The organism is Gracilibacillus saliphilus (assembly GCF_010994085.1).
Taxonomy (GTDB): Bacteria; Bacillota; Bacilli; order Bacillales; family Amphibacillaceae; genus Gracilibacillus; species Gracilibacillus lacisalsi.
This window is the reverse complement of the sequence record NZ_WJEB01000001.1, coordinates 189,691-206,526: the sequence shown is the minus strand read 5'-3', so window position 1 is coordinate 206,526 and position 16,836 is coordinate 189,691. Positions and strand designations below refer to the sequence as shown.

The following is a 16,836-nucleotide window of genomic DNA, read 5'->3' as shown; positions in this document are numbered from 1 at the left end:
GAAATAGAGGATCAAATGTCCGTTCAACCTAACCATGATCGTTTATGTACAAAAATAGAGGAATAAATGTCCGCTTCATGGATAAAACTTACAAGATTTCTACCCATCCTTTTTTGATAGCAATAACTACAGCTTGCGTACGGTCTTTCACTTTCATTTTTTGTAAAATACTGCTTACGTGATTTTTTACGGTTTTTTCACTTATATAAAGAGATTCTGAAATCCCTTTGTTACTTTTACCTTCTGCCAGTAATTGCAACACTTGGCATTCACGTCGAGTTAGTAAATGAAGTGGTTTACGATGCTCTACTTCTTTTAATTTTGAAAGGGAAGTATCAGAATCATATAATGCATCTTCTTCTGTCACTAACCTGCGATATTCTTTCACCAAATTATGGGTTACTTTCGGGTGTAAATAAGAACCACCTTCTGATACAACGGAAATGGCATCAATTAGTGCATCAGAATCCATTTCTTTTAGTAAATAACCTTGTGCACCTGATTTCAAAGCGTGGGTAACATAATTTTCATCATCATGAATCGATAGAATGATGACTTTTACGCCAGGGTAACGTTCCAATAGCTCAGCAGTTGCTTCTACCCCGTTAACACCAGGCATGTTGATATCCATTAGAACTACATCAGGCTTGTACTTTTTCACAAGCTCTGCAGCCATGGAACCATCGTCACCTTCTGCTAAAACATTAAAACCATCCTCTAACTCTAATATCCTTTTAACCCCTTCGCGAAACAATTTGTGATCATCGATTAATACAATGTTAGTTGACATGATTACTCCTCCTCAAGTTCCTATATACTATTTTATTTATTTTTTGATATCTCATCATCGATGTAATAGTGCGATTAACTCCTATCCCTACCATTATACCTGATTCAGGTTAATTTGCAGTATTATTGTCGTGCTCAAGAGGGATTGTGATGTTAACTCTAGTGCCAGCCCCTTGTTTACTGGTAATGTCTAAGTCTCCTCCGAGAATATCGACTCGCTCGTGCATGCCTATTATACCAAAAGATTTATCTTTTTTCTCGGATTGTTCGAAACCCTTGCCATTATCCGTTATGGTCGCGACTACTCTATCACATGAAATGTCTAACTCCACCAAAATCAGTTTAGCTTCCGCATGTTTTATTGCGTTTTGAATCGACTCTTGGATTAAACGGAATAAAGCAACTTCGTAATGACTATGTAATCGCTCGTCAGACGACTGATATTGGAAGCGAATGTTAGGATGTTGATCTTCTAAAGTTCTTATGTACTTTTTAATAGTTGGTATTAACCCTAAATCATCCAGTGCCATTGGGCGTAAATCATAGATAATCCGCCTTACTTCATACAAAGAATCACGAATCATTACTCTAACATCACGCATTTCTCGAACTGCCCCATCGACATCACCTTTCTTAAAGGTACGGTCGACTATTTCTGAACGTAGCATAATGTTTGCTAGCATCTGTGCTGGGCCATCATGCATTTCTCTTGAAAGGCGGCGACGTTCTTCTTCTTGTGCTTCAATAATTTTTAAACCAAATTCTTGTTTTTCATAAGCATCACTAATCAAATCAGAAACTTCTTGAAAATCCTCATTTAAATAATTTAAGACAATCGAAACTTTTCCTACTAATCCTTCTGCCCGTTCGACCATTTGTTCGATCGATTTAAGCCGTAATTCAATTTCATCTCGTCTATCCCTGAGCATTTTTTCCTTATCACGTGTCACCACTAAATCTGTTTGAAGCTGATGGGCTTGGTCGTATACTTCCCTAATTTTTTCTTCTGAATATTTTTTGAAGTTTTTACTTACTTCCGCTAGTTTTTTCCTAGCTAGTTTTACTTTCTTTTCAAGGGCATCCCCTTCATCAATTACCAACGCTACATCTTCTTTTAACACAGCTAATTCTTGTTCTAGTGTTTGATATTCCTTACGAGAATCTTCGGCGATTTCAAAGATTTCATCCTTGCTGTTTTTTACTGTATCTATCATCTCGTCTATTATATAATCTAATGTACGATCTGTATGTTTCATATACTAAACCTCACCACCTAGTTTCATTTTATACCATACGAAATATATAGTTCTTTTTTAGGGGGTTATCATAATATTCTTTATTCCCTATTACAATTATTTTACACGTATTTATTTCATGAACACAAATTTATTCATATTTAGGAGGATTTATATATGCTTAACCACTATTTTACTGTAAAACTAGAAGGATCTGATGAACAGGTCATTCAAAAATCTAGATTTATCGGATATGTGAAACGCGTAACAAGTGAAGATGAAGCCCAACAATTTATTCAAGCTATCAAAAAGAAGCATGCTGATGCTACCCATAACTGCTCTGCCTATATGATTGGCGAACATGACCAAATTCAAAAAGCAAATGATGACGGCGAACCGAGTGGCACTGCCGGTGTTCCCATATTAGAGGTATTAAAGAAACGACAACTAAAAGACACGGCAGTCGTAGTTACCAGATATTTTGGCGGGATTAAGTTAGGAGCTGGTGGTCTGATTCGCGCATATTCCAGTACAACCTCATTGGCGATCAATACGACAGGTGTTGTCGAGCGAAAACGAATGAAGAAGTTTATTGTAACAGTTGACTATACTTTATTAGGTAAATTGGAAAATGAACTACGCCAATCTGATTATTTATTAGAAGGAACGGAATATTTAGACAAAGTAACCTTTCACGTACGTACTTTAGTTGGTGAAGAAGATGGTTTCTCAGACTGGATAACAGATTTGACTAGTGGAAATGTTGACCTAAAGAAAGGAGAGAATTCTTATATAGAGGTAGACGTTTCGACCGAGTGACTATTTCCCTGGAAATAATTCGAGTGTGAATCAACTTCACACTCTGTTTTTTATTTTTTATGAAATGATAATAGATTAGCCTGCTTTAATTCATTCGTCAGTTTTTTTATAAATTCTTGTGAATTATCGATTTGTTCTCGTTCAGTTTGATCTAGCATTTTTTGTAATATAGACCGATACACTTCTTGCTCCGTCAAACGACTCAACCCCTTTAACCATCCTAATTATACAATATGTTTGTACGTCTAGTTTCGTAACTTGTTTACTATCAAAATACCAAAAATCGCTATCAAGGCTCCTATTCCCGAGAACGACATCACCTGCGTATGGTGTACGGTTTGGTGTTAATCCTTGATGCCTTTCATCAAAAATAGCGTACACTAAAATAGTCAAAAAAGCAAAAAAAGATACTAGAGTTGCTTTTTTATACTACCATGTCTTCCTGATCGCTAGATATAATAGACCACATAGCATGACGAATACTCCACCCGATTAGAAACGTAGCGACTTCAGAATCCACTGAGATAAAGGAATTACTGAGAAAAGCGAGCCGATGATGACTTATCTTAGGGCGATTCGTGAAGTTGCCTAGTCTCTGGGTGCTGGAGCTGGACGTGGCTCATCATGCTACCTCGATACACATGGTCAAATTATTATAATTACCTAGCCCAAAAATTCGGCAACTCCTTCTACACCTAATTGTTCGACACAGACCACAGAATGATGATAGCTAAATGAAGTCGGCTGTGAAATGGATGTTAAAAAGGAGAAGTCAATATGTTGAGAAAGAAATGGCTTGATGTCTTGTTCCTCGTATGGTTGGTCAGTTGCATAATATATGACTCCCTTCCACAGTATTGGAATATATTAACTTCTTCATGATTTCCTTAAACTTCTCTTTTTTCTACTACAATAATTTGTAAATTATACCACTATTTCTGACTGTCGATTACATTCTTGTTCACTATGCAGATAAAAAAATAGTCAGCTACTCCTCTAAGTGGCTGACTTGTCTGTTTAGTTAATGACTTTGTTTCCATTTGTTGAATTCTAAAAATTCTTTGAATTCTTGCTTAGAGACACCAGAATGCATTGCCTCTTCTGCAAGCTTTAACCATTCTTCATCTAATTGTTCTTTAATTTCTTCATCTGATTGAGACATTAATAATTCATTAACGGTTACACCAAGGACCTTACCTACCTTCTCCATGAACTGAATCGATGGATTGGATTGGATTCCACGTTCAATAGAACTTAAATAGGACTTGGCAATCCCGGCTTGCTCGGCAACTTCAGATAATGACATTCTTTTTTGTTTCCTTAATTCTTGAATTTTTTGCCCTATCACAACAATTCACCCACTTTCCTGCTAACCATCATTATAACATAAATGTTTTTTTCTGTTCTATATAAAGGTACGTCTTTTTGTCGAATTTTGCAAGGGTTTATGACTATTTTTGCGTATTTTGCAGAAAATCAAGACTAAAGTCCTGTAGAATTATTCGTTAAAACGTAATATTTTAGTTTGTCCCTATTGTAAATTAGTTCAAATGTCGAAGATTTACAACTATTTTCCGTTAATAAACACGTGCATTTTACCATTATTATTAGTATAATATGGATAATACATAGACTAAAGAGGTGTGGAATACTATGAAGAAGTTAGCGCTACTTTTTATTCTTGCTGGAGTCGTACTTCTAAGTATTGGCGGTTATCGTTACTTTCAAATACAAGCTGCTGAAAAACAGGCTGTTACGGAAGTAAATGAATTACTTGAACAATCTTCTAAAGGAGAGACATCAAAACGAACACCAGAAGACTTTTTTCCAGATATGGGAGAAGCGGTTGGATATTTGCATATTCCAACACTTGATGCTCAATTACCCATCATCGAAGGTACTGACCCAGATGAATTAGATAAAGGAGTCGGCCATTATCGCGGTTCAGCCTATCCACAACAAAACGATCAAATTGTGCTGTCTGGCCATCGTGATACTGTATTTCGAGAATTAGGAGAAGTAGAAGTCGGAGATACTTTTATAATAGAATTAGAATATGGAGAATTTGAATATGAAATGGTTGATTCCAAGATTGTTGATGCAGACGATACAACCATTATTAAACCAACAGCGCCTGACGAAGAATTGGTTATCACGACTTGCTATCCATTTTCCTATGTAGGCAACGCACCTGAAAGATATATTATCTATGCAAAACCAATTTATTAAGCGTATTGTCTGTTAGCAATACGCTTTTTCACTTGTTTTATAGGGGGTAAATTAGATGAAAAGGTTATTAATTGTATTGATAAGTTTGCTAGCGTTTTTAGCTGCTTGTCAAGATGACGAACAAGTCAAGCCTGAAGATCGCTTGCAGGAATATGTAGACCATTGGATGGCGGAAGACTTTGAAAGTATGTATCAAATGGTTGAAGAAGATGTAGATAAAGAGGAATTTGATCGTTATCCAAAAATATATGGAGACTTGGAAGTATCCGATCTATCTGTCGAATACGAAGTACCAGAAGAAGAAGAGGAAGAGGTTGACTTGGACGAGGTTGAGTCGGTGTCATTCCCGCTCAATGTAAGTATGGAAACAATGGCGGGGCCGGTTTCTTTTGATACAGAAATCGAAATGGTAAAAACAATTAAGACGGTCGAAGATGAAGAAGAAATCGATTGGCTAGTTAATTGGCACCCTGGCTTCATCTTTCCCGAGTTAGAAAATGGCGGGACAGTTGGAATCAACAGAGTAGAGCCAGTTCGCGGAGAAATCTATGACCGAAATCGCGAAGCACTAGCTGTCAATGAAAGTATTTATGAATTAGGTGTCGTAGATGATTGGTTTAGTGAGAATAAAGAGGAAGAAAAAGAAGAAATAGCAGAAATACTGGATATTACAGTGGAAGATATTGATCAAGCATTAAGTGCTGACTGGGTCACACCAGATGTGTTTGTTCCATTAAAAGTAGTTCCTAGCATTAGTGAAGATGGATTAGAAGAAGCCTTACAATCGATTGAACCATTTACAAAACAAACGACGACAGGACGTATCTATCCTTTAGGTGAAGCTGCTGCTCATTTAGTAGGATACATCGCACCAATTACAGCTGAAAAATTAGAAGAAGTCGACTCTGACATTTATTCGGAAAGTGATTTAATTGGTTATCGAGGATTAGAAGAGTTATTTGAAGAAGAACTCCGCGGTGAAGAAGGTGCCCAGATTTATGTCGATAAAGAAGATCAGGATCCTGTTGTCATCGCTGAAACAGAGGTAAAAGATGGGGAGACCATCACCCTCACTATTGATGCAAAAGTACAACAAAGCACCTTTGATTCATTAGATGGGGACGCCGGAACTGCTGCTGCAATAGATCCTTCAACTGGTGAAACATTAGCATTAGTAAGCAGTCCAGCTTTCGACCCGCACGCTTTTCTATATGGACTTAGTGGCGACCAATGGAATGAGTGGCAAGAGGATCCGAAGAATCCATTATTAAATCGATTTAGCTCAACCTTTGCACCTGGATCATCATTCAAACCAATTACAAGTGCTATTGGCTTGGAAAATGGCTCGATTGATCCAAATGAAGGCTACACCATCGAAGGATTGACCTGGCAAAAAGACGGATGGGGAAATTACTCCGTTCGACGTGTTTCTGAATCAAACGGTCCGGTTGACTTAAGAGATGCACTCGTCCGCTCCGACAATATCTATTTTGCCATGCAAGCATTAGAAATGGGTGAAGATACATTTGTATCTGGCTTAGAAGCATTCGGTATTGGTGAGGAAGAGTTCCCTTTCACTTATCCAATCGAATCGAGCTCGATTTCTTCTGACGGTACATTAAGTGAAGAAGTACTTTTGGCAGATACGAGCTATGGTCAAGGGCAACTTGAAATGAGCGCACTACAACTAGCAACGAGCTATTCTATTTTCCAAAATGACGGCAACATTGTCCAACCAACCTTATTGATGGACGAAGAAGACGGACATACATGGAAAGAAGGATTGCTTTCCAGTGAAAATGCCGACATCATTCGTGATGCATTACGTGGCGTCGTAACAGATGGTACCGGAAGTGGCGCAAATGTTAGTGGATTAGGGATAGCTGGAAAAACTGGAACTGCTGAACTGAAGCAATCACTTGATGAAGAAGATGCTGCTGAGAATGGTTGGTTCGTCGGTTATCCGGAAGATGGCAGTGTAATCATCGCTATGATGGTTGAAAATATCGAAGACAAATCGAATGGCAGTGGATATGTCGCCGAAAAAGTTGGAAACGTATTTTCTGAGATTAAATAAGAATGGAGAGCTAGCCCCAGGGATCGGGCTAGCTCTTTTGTATAAGGTTATCTGGACACTTTTTTAAACTTTCTGGACACTTTTTGTGATAATCTGGACACTAATTCTCTTTTTCTGGACATTCTACATAATTGGTCCTAAATCATGATGTCTATAGTATGCACCTTTACTCGTTCCAACTTTAATAAATCCTGCTCGATTCATCATTTTCCTTGCTGCATCTGGAGTTTGTCCTCCTAAAAAATTATAAGCTAGTCTTTTCGTTATCCTATTCTCCGACAATAATGCTAAATCAAACAATACTGGCAAATGAGCATCAGAGCTGCGTTCATTACAAAAAGGACATTGCCAACGCATGTGTATTCTGTTCATCGCAAATCTTGTACATGCCGGACATGGTACACCTTTAATAAGATCACTCCACTTGATACCATATCGGTCCAGTATAGGAAAATGTGCTTCTTGGTGATGATCACGCAAAAAGGATACAATCTCCTGATTTCTAGAAGGTGATATTTTCGCCGGGTGTTTTCGTGCTATTTTTTCTAAAAAAGATGGAAGTGCTTGCGCTGTGAGGATCCGGTGCCTATCTGGGTAATCCTGAAGTTCTAGAATGGCATTACGATTGACGAATACCGCTGCGGTAAAGGTGGGAAGCTACTCGAAGTTATGCTCATCCAGAAACCGGCGTAATTGTGCATGTTGAAGATCTACTTGTAATAATGGATCTGGAAATACTTCTTTTTCTCCTGCTTTCGTTCGTATTAACTGCCGGGAATGTGGATCAAAGTAGATGGGTGCGGTGTAATTCTTGATTTCTAGTATGACACGATAACCTAGATCAAAAAGGAGCCAGTCGATCTGGAATGCTGATTGGTGCTCAATGCGGAGGCCGTTAAGAAATTGTGGTGAATCAAGGTAGGCTTGCTTCAGGTAATATTCAAGGTTTGCTTCTCCTGCTTGTCCTGACTCAAATTGCCGCCACTTATCATAGATGTAGCGATATTGTGGATGATCTTCCGGAAGTCGATCAAGTAGTGCTTTGTGCTTCAATAATTTTAATGAGGTTTTGGGTATCATTTCTCCTCCCCTTTCCAATATATAGGCACAGCAGAAATCTACTGTGCCCCTCTTTTATAATGCGATTACTTGTCCTGTTTTACTACTCTCATAAACGGCATCAAGTACTTTCATTTGATTACGTATTTTGGTAATGTCATAGAATAATGGTTGATTGTTTAATACTGCATGAGCAAAGTGTTCTGCCATTAATGTGTACTGGTCACCTGGTTCTTGCAATACCTCTGTACCTTCATCTGTTTTCACATGAATTTCACCTGTCATTCCTTCATTCGTGTCTGGGCGGAATGCTGATGTTACGGTAATGCTTCCCTTTGAACCGACCACTTCGTATGACTCACGCGATTTGCAATCAAAACTGGAATCAAAAGATGTAACTATGCCATTTCCAAAGGTCATCGTACCCGCCATCGTTGTATCTACTTTTAATTCTGGATGATAGTATGCACTTGCGTGAACGGATACAGGTTCTTGTTCTAGGATATTACGAATCGCATGTAAGGTGTAACATCCGACATCAAACATCGATCCACCACCAAGCTCATTATTCAAGCGAATGTTGGAACGGTCTTCCAGATAAAAAGAGAAGCTTGCGCGCATAAATGCTACATCGCCAATCACACCGTCTTGAATCAATTGCTTGACTTTTTGATGCTGGGGATGAAATTGATACATAAATGCTTCCATAAATACCACATTATTTCTTTCACACGCAGTAATCATTTCTTCTAATTCTTCGTTAGTGACTGCAACAGGTTTCTCACAAAGTACATGTTTGTTCTTTTCTGCTGCTTTGATCACCCATTCTTTATGTAAAGCGTTTGGCAGTGGGATATAGACTGCATCGATATCTGGATCGTCTAATAAAGCCTCATAGCTGTCAAACGTACATGGAATATCGAGCTCTTCCGCTGCTTCTTTTGCAGTTTGTTGATTTCTACTTGCGATCGCAACTACTTCCCCATTATTGGATCTCTGAATCGCTGGTATCACTTGTGTTCTACCGATTTTTGCTGTACTGAGAACTCCCCATTTTAATGTTGTCATGTTACCTCTCCTTTATAATGTCTTGATTGCCCCGCCATCTACAATTAAGGTTTGGCCCGTAATATATGTATTAGCAGCTGATCCTAGAAAAAGGATTGCTTTTGCGAATTCTTCTGGTTGTCCAATGCGACCAATCGGAATATTTGCGCCTGCTTGTTGAATACGTTCTTCAACCGATTCATCTGAAGGTTGTTGTTTGTATATGTCTCGAATCCGGTCTGTTTCCATTGTGCCAGGACCAACTGAATTAATCAAAATTTGATCAGTTGCTAATTCCTGAGATAAGCTCTTGGATAAGCCAACAATAGCAGGGCGGAATGTATTCGATAATAATAGTCCGTCTAGTGCTTGTTTCATCGAACTTGATGTAATATTAACAATGCGTCCGAATTGCTGCTCTTTCATTCCAGGTGTTACGGCTCTTACAGTACGAATAATATTCATGAGCAACAATTCAAAAGCATGCTGCCAATCCTTATCATCAAAGTCATTAAATTTACCTGCGGGTGGACCTCCAGCATTATTGATTAAAATATCAACACGACCAATTGTCTGCATTAGATTTTCAATGTCCTGACTTTTGGTAAGGTCACAGACGATTGCTTCTACATTAGCATTCCCTGTTTTTTCAATAATCTCAGCTACTGCTTGTTCTAGTTGTGCTTTACTTCTACTTGCGATAACAACATGTGCACCCTCTTCAGCATATGCTGTGGCACATGCCTTACCTAAACCTTTGCTTGCTGCTGTGACAAGAACCTTCTTATCCTTCACTCCTAAATCCATGACACACACACCTCCTAACATTATTTTATAAGGAATGCGATTACAATAGCAAGCAACAAGGGTCTTAAGCAATAGAGTTAGATTTCTTTACCAAGAAAAAACAGCTGCTCTAAGCAACTGCTACATTTCATTTAACTTGGTTGTATACAAATGGAAATTGTCAGGATTTTTTTCATCTAAAGCTCGATCAATAAGTCTTAATAAATTGCTTTTCTCTAATTCCATAATCACATGGTCAATATTATCCGTCTTCTCATCAGTTTGTGACACGATCATATATGGACTTAAAATAGTGGATAGATGCTCCTGAAAATCTTTTACTTTCATCAGATCTGATAATGTTATCCGGTTATATTTTTTACCTTTTTGAAAAACGAAAACATCATTTTTATTTTGAATTTGTTGTGTATCACGATTAATTCGAATTTCTCGAGCTTCGAGTGGAACAAAATGATATACTTCATCATCCATTAATAAAGAAAAATATTGATAAGCGAGTACCACCCGAATGTGTTTGCCTTCTTCTTTCACATAATACGGTTTTAACATTTTTACGGAAAGCAAATTCAACACCTCCTCAAAAATTCATAACGCACTAATCTGCTTGAGATATACTCTTATTTTACATCATATGCAAGAAATAAGAAAGCGTTTACAACTAATTACCAAAAAGAAATTTTTGGCTAGTAATCGTTATCTTTCCATTTAAGCAGATTCACCATGGTAAGCTAACGATTTCTGCGGTATACTAAGCAATACAATGTTCGAAGGAGAATTTTTCTAATGAAATGGTCAAAATTACGCTACCGTTTTTTTGGTAGGCGAATAATTAAAACAGCATTAGCTGTCTTTTTAACATCCATGTTATGTGAATGGATCGGCTGGCCGCCAGTATTTGCTGTCATCACTGCGATTGTCACGGTCGAACCAACTGTTGCTGATTCGATCAAAAAAGGGGTTGTCCGTTTTCCTGCTTCGGCAATAGGTTCAGCCTATGCCGTTTTATTTATCTACTTGTTTGGGAACTCACCCATTACTTATACACTGTCCGCATTGTTTACGATTATCACGTGTTATCGATTAGGTTTACATGCTGGTCTGCTAGTAGCAACCTTAACATCAGTTGCCATGATCGAAGTAATCCATACTAATTTATTTGTCTCTTTTATTATTCGACTTGGCACCACAACAGTCGGACTATTAGTATCAACATTAGTCAATATGTTTATTTTACCGCCTAATTACACCAAAAAAATAATGACTAATATCCATGATCTATTAAAACAGACAGGAGAAGAATTAGATATTATATTGAAGCAATTAGTTGGAAAAGACCGACTCTCCAAGCAAAAAACAGAGATAGACAGTCGTTTTCTAACATTAAAGACGACATTGGATCAGACGGATAAATTGTTGAACTTTCAAGCAGCAGAATCGAAATATCATCGCCTAGACGAGCATACGAAGCATGTATTTGATTACGAAAGAAAAAACCTGAAGAGGTTGCGATTGATTCATTATCATATCGGTAATTTAATTAATACACCAATCCAAAACATCTGTTGGTCGAAGCAAGAGTGTGAAGACATTATGGAAATGGTCGAAACACTAGTTGATTTCATGAAATATCCTGATCATTATAAAGCAAGTGCCTACCGACAACAGGTAAAAAAATTAATGAATCAATTCTGGGAAAGTAAAAAACCAAGTGATGATCAAAATACTACCCTTTTCACACCAGAAGTGATTATTTTATATGAATTATTGTCTATTTATAATATCGTAGAAAAGATATTAATTAGTGAGATCGAACTGAAGAAATAACAAAACTCCCAAGCAACTTGGGAGTTTTGTTTTTTAAATTTTAAATTGCCTTACTAAGCCATTTAATTCTTCTGCCAGTTTTGCCAGATCTTCCGAATTGGAGGATACTTCTTCCATCGAACTGCTTGCTTGTTGGGCGGATGCTGATGTTTGCTCGACACCGGCAGCTGATTCTTCCGAAATCGAAGCAATTTCTTCGACAGAGCTATTAATTTCATCGCTGCTTGATGCCATTTCTGATAAATTAGATGTTACAGTTTTAATGCTTGATACCATATCGTTAACCGCATCATTAATTCGACCAAACGTTTCTCCCGTCTTTTCAATTTGTGATGAACCTTCTTCAACTTCTCCGTACCCTTCCTCAAGTGACTTTGAGACATTCGAAGATTCGTTTTGGATATTTACTACAATTCCTGTAATATCTGAAACTGATTCACCAACCTGTTCTGCTAGTTTCCGAACTTCATCTGCTACAACAGCAAATCCTTTACCGTGTTCACCTGCACGTGCTGATTCTATTGCCGCATTTAGTGCTAAAAGATTCGTTTGTTCCGCAATATCTTTAATAACTGCTACTAGTTTTGTAATTTCTTTTGTTTGTCCATCTAAACCACGTACTTTTTCTACAGCCTCTCGTACGATCGTATGTATCCGTCCCATTTGAGCGACAGACGATTCCATCATTTCACGGCCACCACCTGTCATCTCCAACACATTTGTAGATGCATTTGCTACGTTTATCCCGTTTTCATTTGCCTCTTTTACCTTTTTCGAGAAATCCCCTATCATTGTGGATACATCACTAGCATGGTTAGCTTGTGTTTCTGCCCCTGAAGATAATTCCTGCATGGTGGATGCAATTTGCTCGGTTCCTGATTTTACTTCATTTGCCGATTGATTCAATTCTTCACTTTGGGCACTAACAGTTTTGGAAACTGTTGAAACTTGTTGAATAATTTCTTTTAAGTTGGTACTCATTGTATTAACAGAATGAGCTAGCTGGCCGATCTCATCTTTACCATCATAATCTATTACCTCTACTTGTAAATTGCCGTCAGCTATTTTATTACTTACATCAACTACCTTCGAAAGGTTTTTAGAAATGATGCGATTTACTAGGATAATTAAGAAAATACTCATAATAAGTGAAACGATAATAGCAATGATAAGGGCAAATAGTGCTATTGTTTGGCCACGTTTTGCTTCATCAGCTGCTGTTATCCGCTGTTCATTCATTAGTTCTTTTAATTCATCTAAAGCGTTTACAGTCTCTGACTGAATTCGTTGGGCCCTATTTGCATGGTGTTCAACAGAATCAAGATTCCCCTCCTCATGATTGATAACGATTTCATCGAAGGAAGTATTAAAGTCTAAAACCTCAAGAATAATAGTATCTAGCAGTTCTTGTTCATTTTCATTATTCATTCTTCCTGTTAATTCTTGCGCTAAATTAAGAAAACTTTGCTTGAGCTGATTAAATTCTTCTGCTATGTTTTCAGAAGGATCATTCATATATTGAAACACCCTAACACTTTGCGCACGCAAAAGTGACCCCATTTCCGTTACAAGCACTGCACGTTCGCCTCTTCGTTCCATGACTTCGATTTGATCCTTGGCATTTTGCATAAAAATACTAACAATAACAGTAGAAACGACAAATAATGCTAAGACAATACTTACTATTAATCCATACTTGTTACCGATCTTTACATTTTTAAGCTGTAAATTCCTCCATTTTAATTTTCCTACAAAATTTTTCATCTTCTTCCCTCCGTATGATATAACCAAATGTTGTACGTATAAATATCCTACTTATACTTGTATGAATCTATTGTATCATTTACAACCAACCATTACTACACGTACGTACTAGTCCTTTGAACCTCATTTAATTCAAAAAATATCCAATTATGGCAAGTACAATTTCACTTGGATATGCACTTTCAGCAGAAAAACTGGGGAAATACACTCAGTACTTATTCCAAAATGCTAAAGCCATATGATTTTTCTAGTAGCTAACCACTCCTGCTGTCCACTTGCCTTTCCGTCGGGATTGTCCCTCAACTAACTTTTTCCGAGCACTTCCGACAGGTGTGGAAGTTGGCGAAATATGTCAGACCAGGCAACTTGGGTTATTACCCTAGTGGCGATTATCATAGTTCTAAATAGGATGGTACCATTAAAATAAAAACACGAACATCAACTTTCAAAATGTTCGTGTTTTTATCGTATTTGAATACTTCTTTTGCAGGCATTTATGTTAAATCTTAAATTGTCTTACCAATCCATTTAGTTCTTCAACAAGTTGTGCCAGTTACTCCGAATTAGTTGATACTTCTTCCATTGAACTGCTTGCTCATTTCTCATCTAGTAATCTTTCATTCAAATGATTTTAAATAATATTGAATGGGGCTATTCTATCACATAATCGAATACATTAATATGCTTATTTATAGGCCCTTTTAATCTCATGCTGATTCAAAATACCTGAAAAACCTGTATTGGTTTTCTTATATGTTACAATATTATTAATAGACAATGAAAAGAAAGAAGGTTGCTGAAGATGCGTCTTCAATCTATTTCGGAAAATGCCATCATGATGACATTACCGTATACACCTGATTCATCTGCTTATTTGATTGCAGTGAAACAACAGCTGGAAAATCAATCGTTCATTGTTGAAGCAGTAGCTGGTTACAGAACGATTACCGTATACTTTGATCCTTTACGCATTTCTCACCGAGAGATGAAAAAAGTAATTACTGCTGCTAGCGAACAGAATCAAACAGAAAAAATAAAAAGTAGATTGCATCACATTCCCGTTTGTTATGACAAAACACTCGGTATCGATATGGCACACGTTATGAAAAACAAAAAATTATCATGGCAGAAGGTTGTTGCATTACATACCACCCCTACCTATAACGTCTCATTTTTAGGATTCTCACCGGGGTTTCCTTTTTTAACAGGAATGGATCAAACACTTGCTACACCACGAAAAGACAAGCCCAGACTGGAGGTACCGCAAGGATCTGTCGGAATTGCAGGCGGCCAAACAGGTATTTATCCGAGTACGTCTCCAGGTGGATGGCAAATCATTGGACGTACACCAGTAAATTTATTACCATTAGCTGATGACAGGCCGACATTATTAGCACCTGGGGATCAAATTAGATTTTATCCAATCACAAAAATGGAATTTGAACAGCTTCAGAATGAGGAGCGAATAAAAAATGACAATTGAAATAATAGAAGAAGGATTACATACCACCATCCAGGACCAGGGACGTCTTGGCTATCAATCCTACGGGTTTTCAGTCAGTGGTCCGATGGATGAGTTTGCTGCCAAAATGGCAAATATTCTCGTTAATAATGATATCGACGAAGCAGTTATAGAGATGAGCTTCATCGGACCGACGATCAAATTCCATCAGCATGCGATTATTGCAATAACCGGCGGAAATATGTCTGCTAATTTAAATGACAAGCCGATACCTCTTGCCCAACCTTTCCAAGTCAAAAAGAACGATATCTTACAGTTTCGTACGGTGAAAACTGGTGGCTTTGGATATATGGCTATTAAAGGTGGCTTGGACATACCTGAAATCCTAGGAAGTCAAAGTACAGTTGTGAGAGCGGAGGTCGAAGGAGTTTTAAGAGGGAAATTAGCTGTGGGTGACACAATTTCCTTTTCTCACTCCTATAACACTGAAAATCAGCTGCATTGGGGCATTACCCCTGCCCTTTTCAAATATATTGAACAAACGGCAAAGGTAATACGTTATATTGAAGGTCCTCAATATGATTGGTTTGAGTCCGACACACTTGCACAAACGGAATGGACTGCTTCCACACGATCCAACCGAATGGGATATCGCTTGGAAGGAACCCCGATTAAAAAAAGGAAAGATCAACAGCTTTTAACAGAAGCTACAACATTTGGTTCCATTCAAGTACCACCGAATGGGCAACCAATCATTTTAATGGCAGACGGTCAACCGACAGGAGGTTATCCAAAAATCGGACAGGTTGCGCGAGTTGATTTGAGTAAATTAAGTCAATTAAGACCTGGCCAGCCTTTCAGATTTCAGAAGATAACGGTTGATGAAGCAATTACCCTTTTACAATGTCGTGAGCGCTTAATTCGAACTATCCAGCGCTTTTGTCAGGAAAAATGGGGAGGGATAAAGCTGTGGCAGGAATAACATTGAATTGTGATTTAGGTGAAAGCTTTGGTATGTATCAAATCGGTAATGATGAAGCAATCATTCCATTAGTTGATGCAGTTAATATTGCATGTGGGTTTCATGCTGGTGACTCACATACGATGAATAAAACAGTACAGTTGGCTAAAAAGCATCAGGTTGATATTGGGGCACATCCTGGTTTTCAGGATTTACAAGGTTTTGGTAGAAGAAATATCGATATACTTCCAGAACAAGCCTACGAATTGGTTGTTTATCAGTTAGGTGCTTTGCAAGGATTTGTGACCATACATGATATGCAGTTAGCTCATGTGAAACCACATGGCGCTTTATACAATATGGCATGCAACAAACGTGAGCTTGCCATTGCTATAGCGCAAGCAGTACATGATGTCGATCCAAACTTAGTATTAGTCGGGCTTGCAAATAGTGAGCTAATTAATGTTGGAGAAGAAATGGGATTACAAGTAGCCAATGAAGTTTTTGCTGATAGAATTTATCAGCCAAATGGTAGCTTAACACCTAGAAGTGAACCAAATGCAGTTATTCATGATATTGAACAAGCTATGAAACAAGTTAATGAAATTGTCACAAAAGGACAGGTCACTACAATTAATGGAGATAACATCAATATCAAAGCAGATACTATTTGTGTGCATGGCGATTCAAAAGAAGCACTATATTTTGTGCAGAGAATTCGAGAAATAATTGGATAAGTAAGTGGATCTGGACACTTTTGGTG

Annotated in this window: 17 protein-coding genes and 1 pseudogene; 7 read left to right on the top strand and 11 right to left on the bottom strand. The window is 37.8% G+C overall.

The features are described from left to right. Positions 1 to 88: 88 nt before the first annotated feature. Together GHT08_RS00790 and GHT08_RS00785 are read right to left on the bottom strand one after the other, a co-directional pair. Positions 89 to 790: a response regulator transcription factor gene (locus GHT08_RS00790; RefSeq protein ID WP_018931049.1), complete on the bottom strand. Its 702-nt coding sequence runs from the start codon at positions 788 to 790 to the stop codon at positions 89 to 91. Between the two features lie 109 nt (positions 791 to 899). After that, positions 900 to 2,045: a sensor histidine kinase gene (locus GHT08_RS00785; RefSeq protein WP_163578987.1), complete on the bottom strand. Its 1,146-nt coding sequence runs from the start codon at positions 2,043 to 2,045 to the stop codon at positions 900 to 902. Positions 2,046 to 2,201: 156 nt separating this feature from the next. Between GHT08_RS00785 and GHT08_RS00780 the strand changes: the two genes are divergently transcribed. Beyond that, the gene (locus tag GHT08_RS00780) at positions 2,202 to 2,843 is read left to right on the top strand and encodes a YigZ family protein (protein ID WP_163578986.1); all 642 of its coding nucleotides are present in this window, start codon (positions 2,202 to 2,204) and stop codon (positions 2,841 to 2,843) included. Positions 2,844 to 2,893: 50 nt separating this feature from the next. On the opposite strand, the gene GHT08_RS00775 is transcribed toward GHT08_RS00780, so the two are convergent. The 3 genes and pseudogenes from GHT08_RS00775 to GHT08_RS00770 all read right to left on the bottom strand — a co-directional run bounded on the left by GHT08_RS00775 (position 2,894) and on the right by GHT08_RS00770 (position 4,191). Then, complete coding sequence (locus GHT08_RS00775) at positions 2,894 to 3,040, bottom strand: hypothetical protein (protein WP_238343479.1); 147 nt, start codon at positions 3,038 to 3,040, stop codon at positions 2,894 to 2,896. Continuing rightward, a pseudogene (locus tag GHT08_RS22535) lies at positions 2,985 to 3,245 on the bottom strand (VanZ family protein); the annotation flags it as partial. The gene GHT08_RS00775 and the pseudogene GHT08_RS22535, both read right to left, overlap by 56 nt. A 619-nt stretch (positions 3,246 to 3,864) precedes the next feature. Next, entirely contained in the window at positions 3,865 to 4,191 is a 327-nt protein-coding gene (locus tag GHT08_RS00770) for a helix-turn-helix domain-containing protein (protein ID WP_163578984.1), read from the bottom strand. Between the two features lie 305 nt (positions 4,192 to 4,496). On the opposite strand from GHT08_RS00770, the gene GHT08_RS00765 reads away from it, so the two are divergent. Both GHT08_RS00765 and GHT08_RS00760 read left to right on the top strand, forming a co-directional pair. Further along, positions 4,497 to 5,072, top strand: coding sequence for a class D sortase (locus GHT08_RS00765; protein ID WP_163578983.1), 576 nt, complete (start codon positions 4,497 to 4,499; stop codon positions 5,070 to 5,072). 55 nt (positions 5,073 to 5,127) lie between these two features. Continuing rightward, positions 5,128 to 7,149 carry a penicillin-binding transpeptidase domain-containing protein gene (locus GHT08_RS00760; RefSeq protein WP_163578982.1) on the top strand — a complete coding sequence of 674 codons (2,022 nt, stop codon included), beginning with the start codon at positions 5,128 to 5,130 and terminating at the stop codon, positions 7,147 to 7,149. A 123-nt stretch (positions 7,150 to 7,272) separates the two neighbouring features. Here GHT08_RS00760 and GHT08_RS22075 read toward each other — a convergent pair whose 3' ends face one another. The 5 genes from GHT08_RS22075 to GHT08_RS00740 form a co-directional block, all read right to left on the bottom strand. Beyond that, positions 7,273 to 7,629: a hypothetical protein gene (locus tag GHT08_RS22075; RefSeq protein ID WP_238343478.1), complete on the bottom strand. Its 357-nt coding sequence runs from the start codon at positions 7,627 to 7,629 to the stop codon at positions 7,273 to 7,275. Positions 7,630 to 7,806: 177 nt separating this feature from the next. Beyond that, positions 7,807 to 8,229: a nuclease-related domain-containing protein gene (locus tag GHT08_RS22070; RefSeq protein ID WP_238343477.1), complete on the bottom strand. Its 423-nt coding sequence runs from the start codon at positions 8,227 to 8,229 to the stop codon at positions 7,807 to 7,809. Between the two features lie 54 nt (positions 8,230 to 8,283). After that, entirely contained in the window at positions 8,284 to 9,276 is a 993-nt protein-coding gene (locus tag GHT08_RS00750; protein ID WP_163578981.1) for a Gfo/Idh/MocA family protein, read from the bottom strand. Between the two features lie 12 nt (positions 9,277 to 9,288). Next, entirely contained in the window at positions 9,289 to 10,062 is a 774-nt protein-coding gene (locus GHT08_RS00745; protein WP_163578980.1) for an SDR family oxidoreductase, read from the bottom strand. Between the two features lie 120 nt (positions 10,063 to 10,182). Further along, entirely contained in the window at positions 10,183 to 10,635 is a 453-nt protein-coding gene (locus GHT08_RS00740) for an IDEAL domain-containing protein (RefSeq protein WP_238343476.1), read from the bottom strand. A 210-nt stretch (positions 10,636 to 10,845) separates the two neighbouring features. Here GHT08_RS00740 and GHT08_RS00735 point away from each other — a divergent pair, with 210 nt between their 5' ends. Beyond that, positions 10,846 to 11,886, top strand: coding sequence for an FUSC family protein (locus tag GHT08_RS00735; protein ID WP_163578978.1), 1,041 nt, complete (start codon positions 10,846 to 10,848; stop codon positions 11,884 to 11,886). Between the two features lie 33 nt (positions 11,887 to 11,919). On the opposite strand, the gene GHT08_RS00730 is transcribed toward GHT08_RS00735, so the two are convergent. Continuing rightward, complete coding sequence (locus GHT08_RS00730) at positions 11,920 to 13,650, bottom strand: methyl-accepting chemotaxis protein (protein ID WP_163578977.1); 1,731 nt, start codon at positions 13,648 to 13,650, stop codon at positions 11,920 to 11,922. An 802-nt stretch (positions 13,651 to 14,452) separates the two neighbouring features. Here GHT08_RS00730 and pxpB point away from each other — a divergent pair. From pxpB to GHT08_RS00715, 3 genes are read left to right on the top strand one after another with little or no spacing between them, the layout of a single operon-like run. After that, positions 14,453 to 15,133 carry a 5-oxoprolinase subunit PxpB gene (gene pxpB / locus GHT08_RS00725; RefSeq protein WP_163578976.1) on the top strand — a complete coding sequence of 227 codons (681 nt, stop codon included), beginning with the start codon at positions 14,453 to 14,455 and terminating at the stop codon, positions 15,131 to 15,133. Next, complete coding sequence (locus GHT08_RS00720; RefSeq protein WP_163578975.1) at positions 15,123 to 16,094, top strand: 5-oxoprolinase subunit C family protein; 972 nt, start codon at positions 15,123 to 15,125, stop codon at positions 16,092 to 16,094. Before pxpB ends, GHT08_RS00720 begins: the two co-directional genes overlap by 11 nt. After that, positions 16,082 to 16,810: a 5-oxoprolinase subunit PxpA gene (locus tag GHT08_RS00715; protein WP_163578974.1), complete on the top strand. Its 729-nt coding sequence runs from the start codon at positions 16,082 to 16,084 to the stop codon at positions 16,808 to 16,810. Before GHT08_RS00720 ends, GHT08_RS00715 begins: the two co-directional genes overlap by 13 nt. The last annotated feature ends 26 nt before the right edge of the window (positions 16,811 to 16,836 follow it).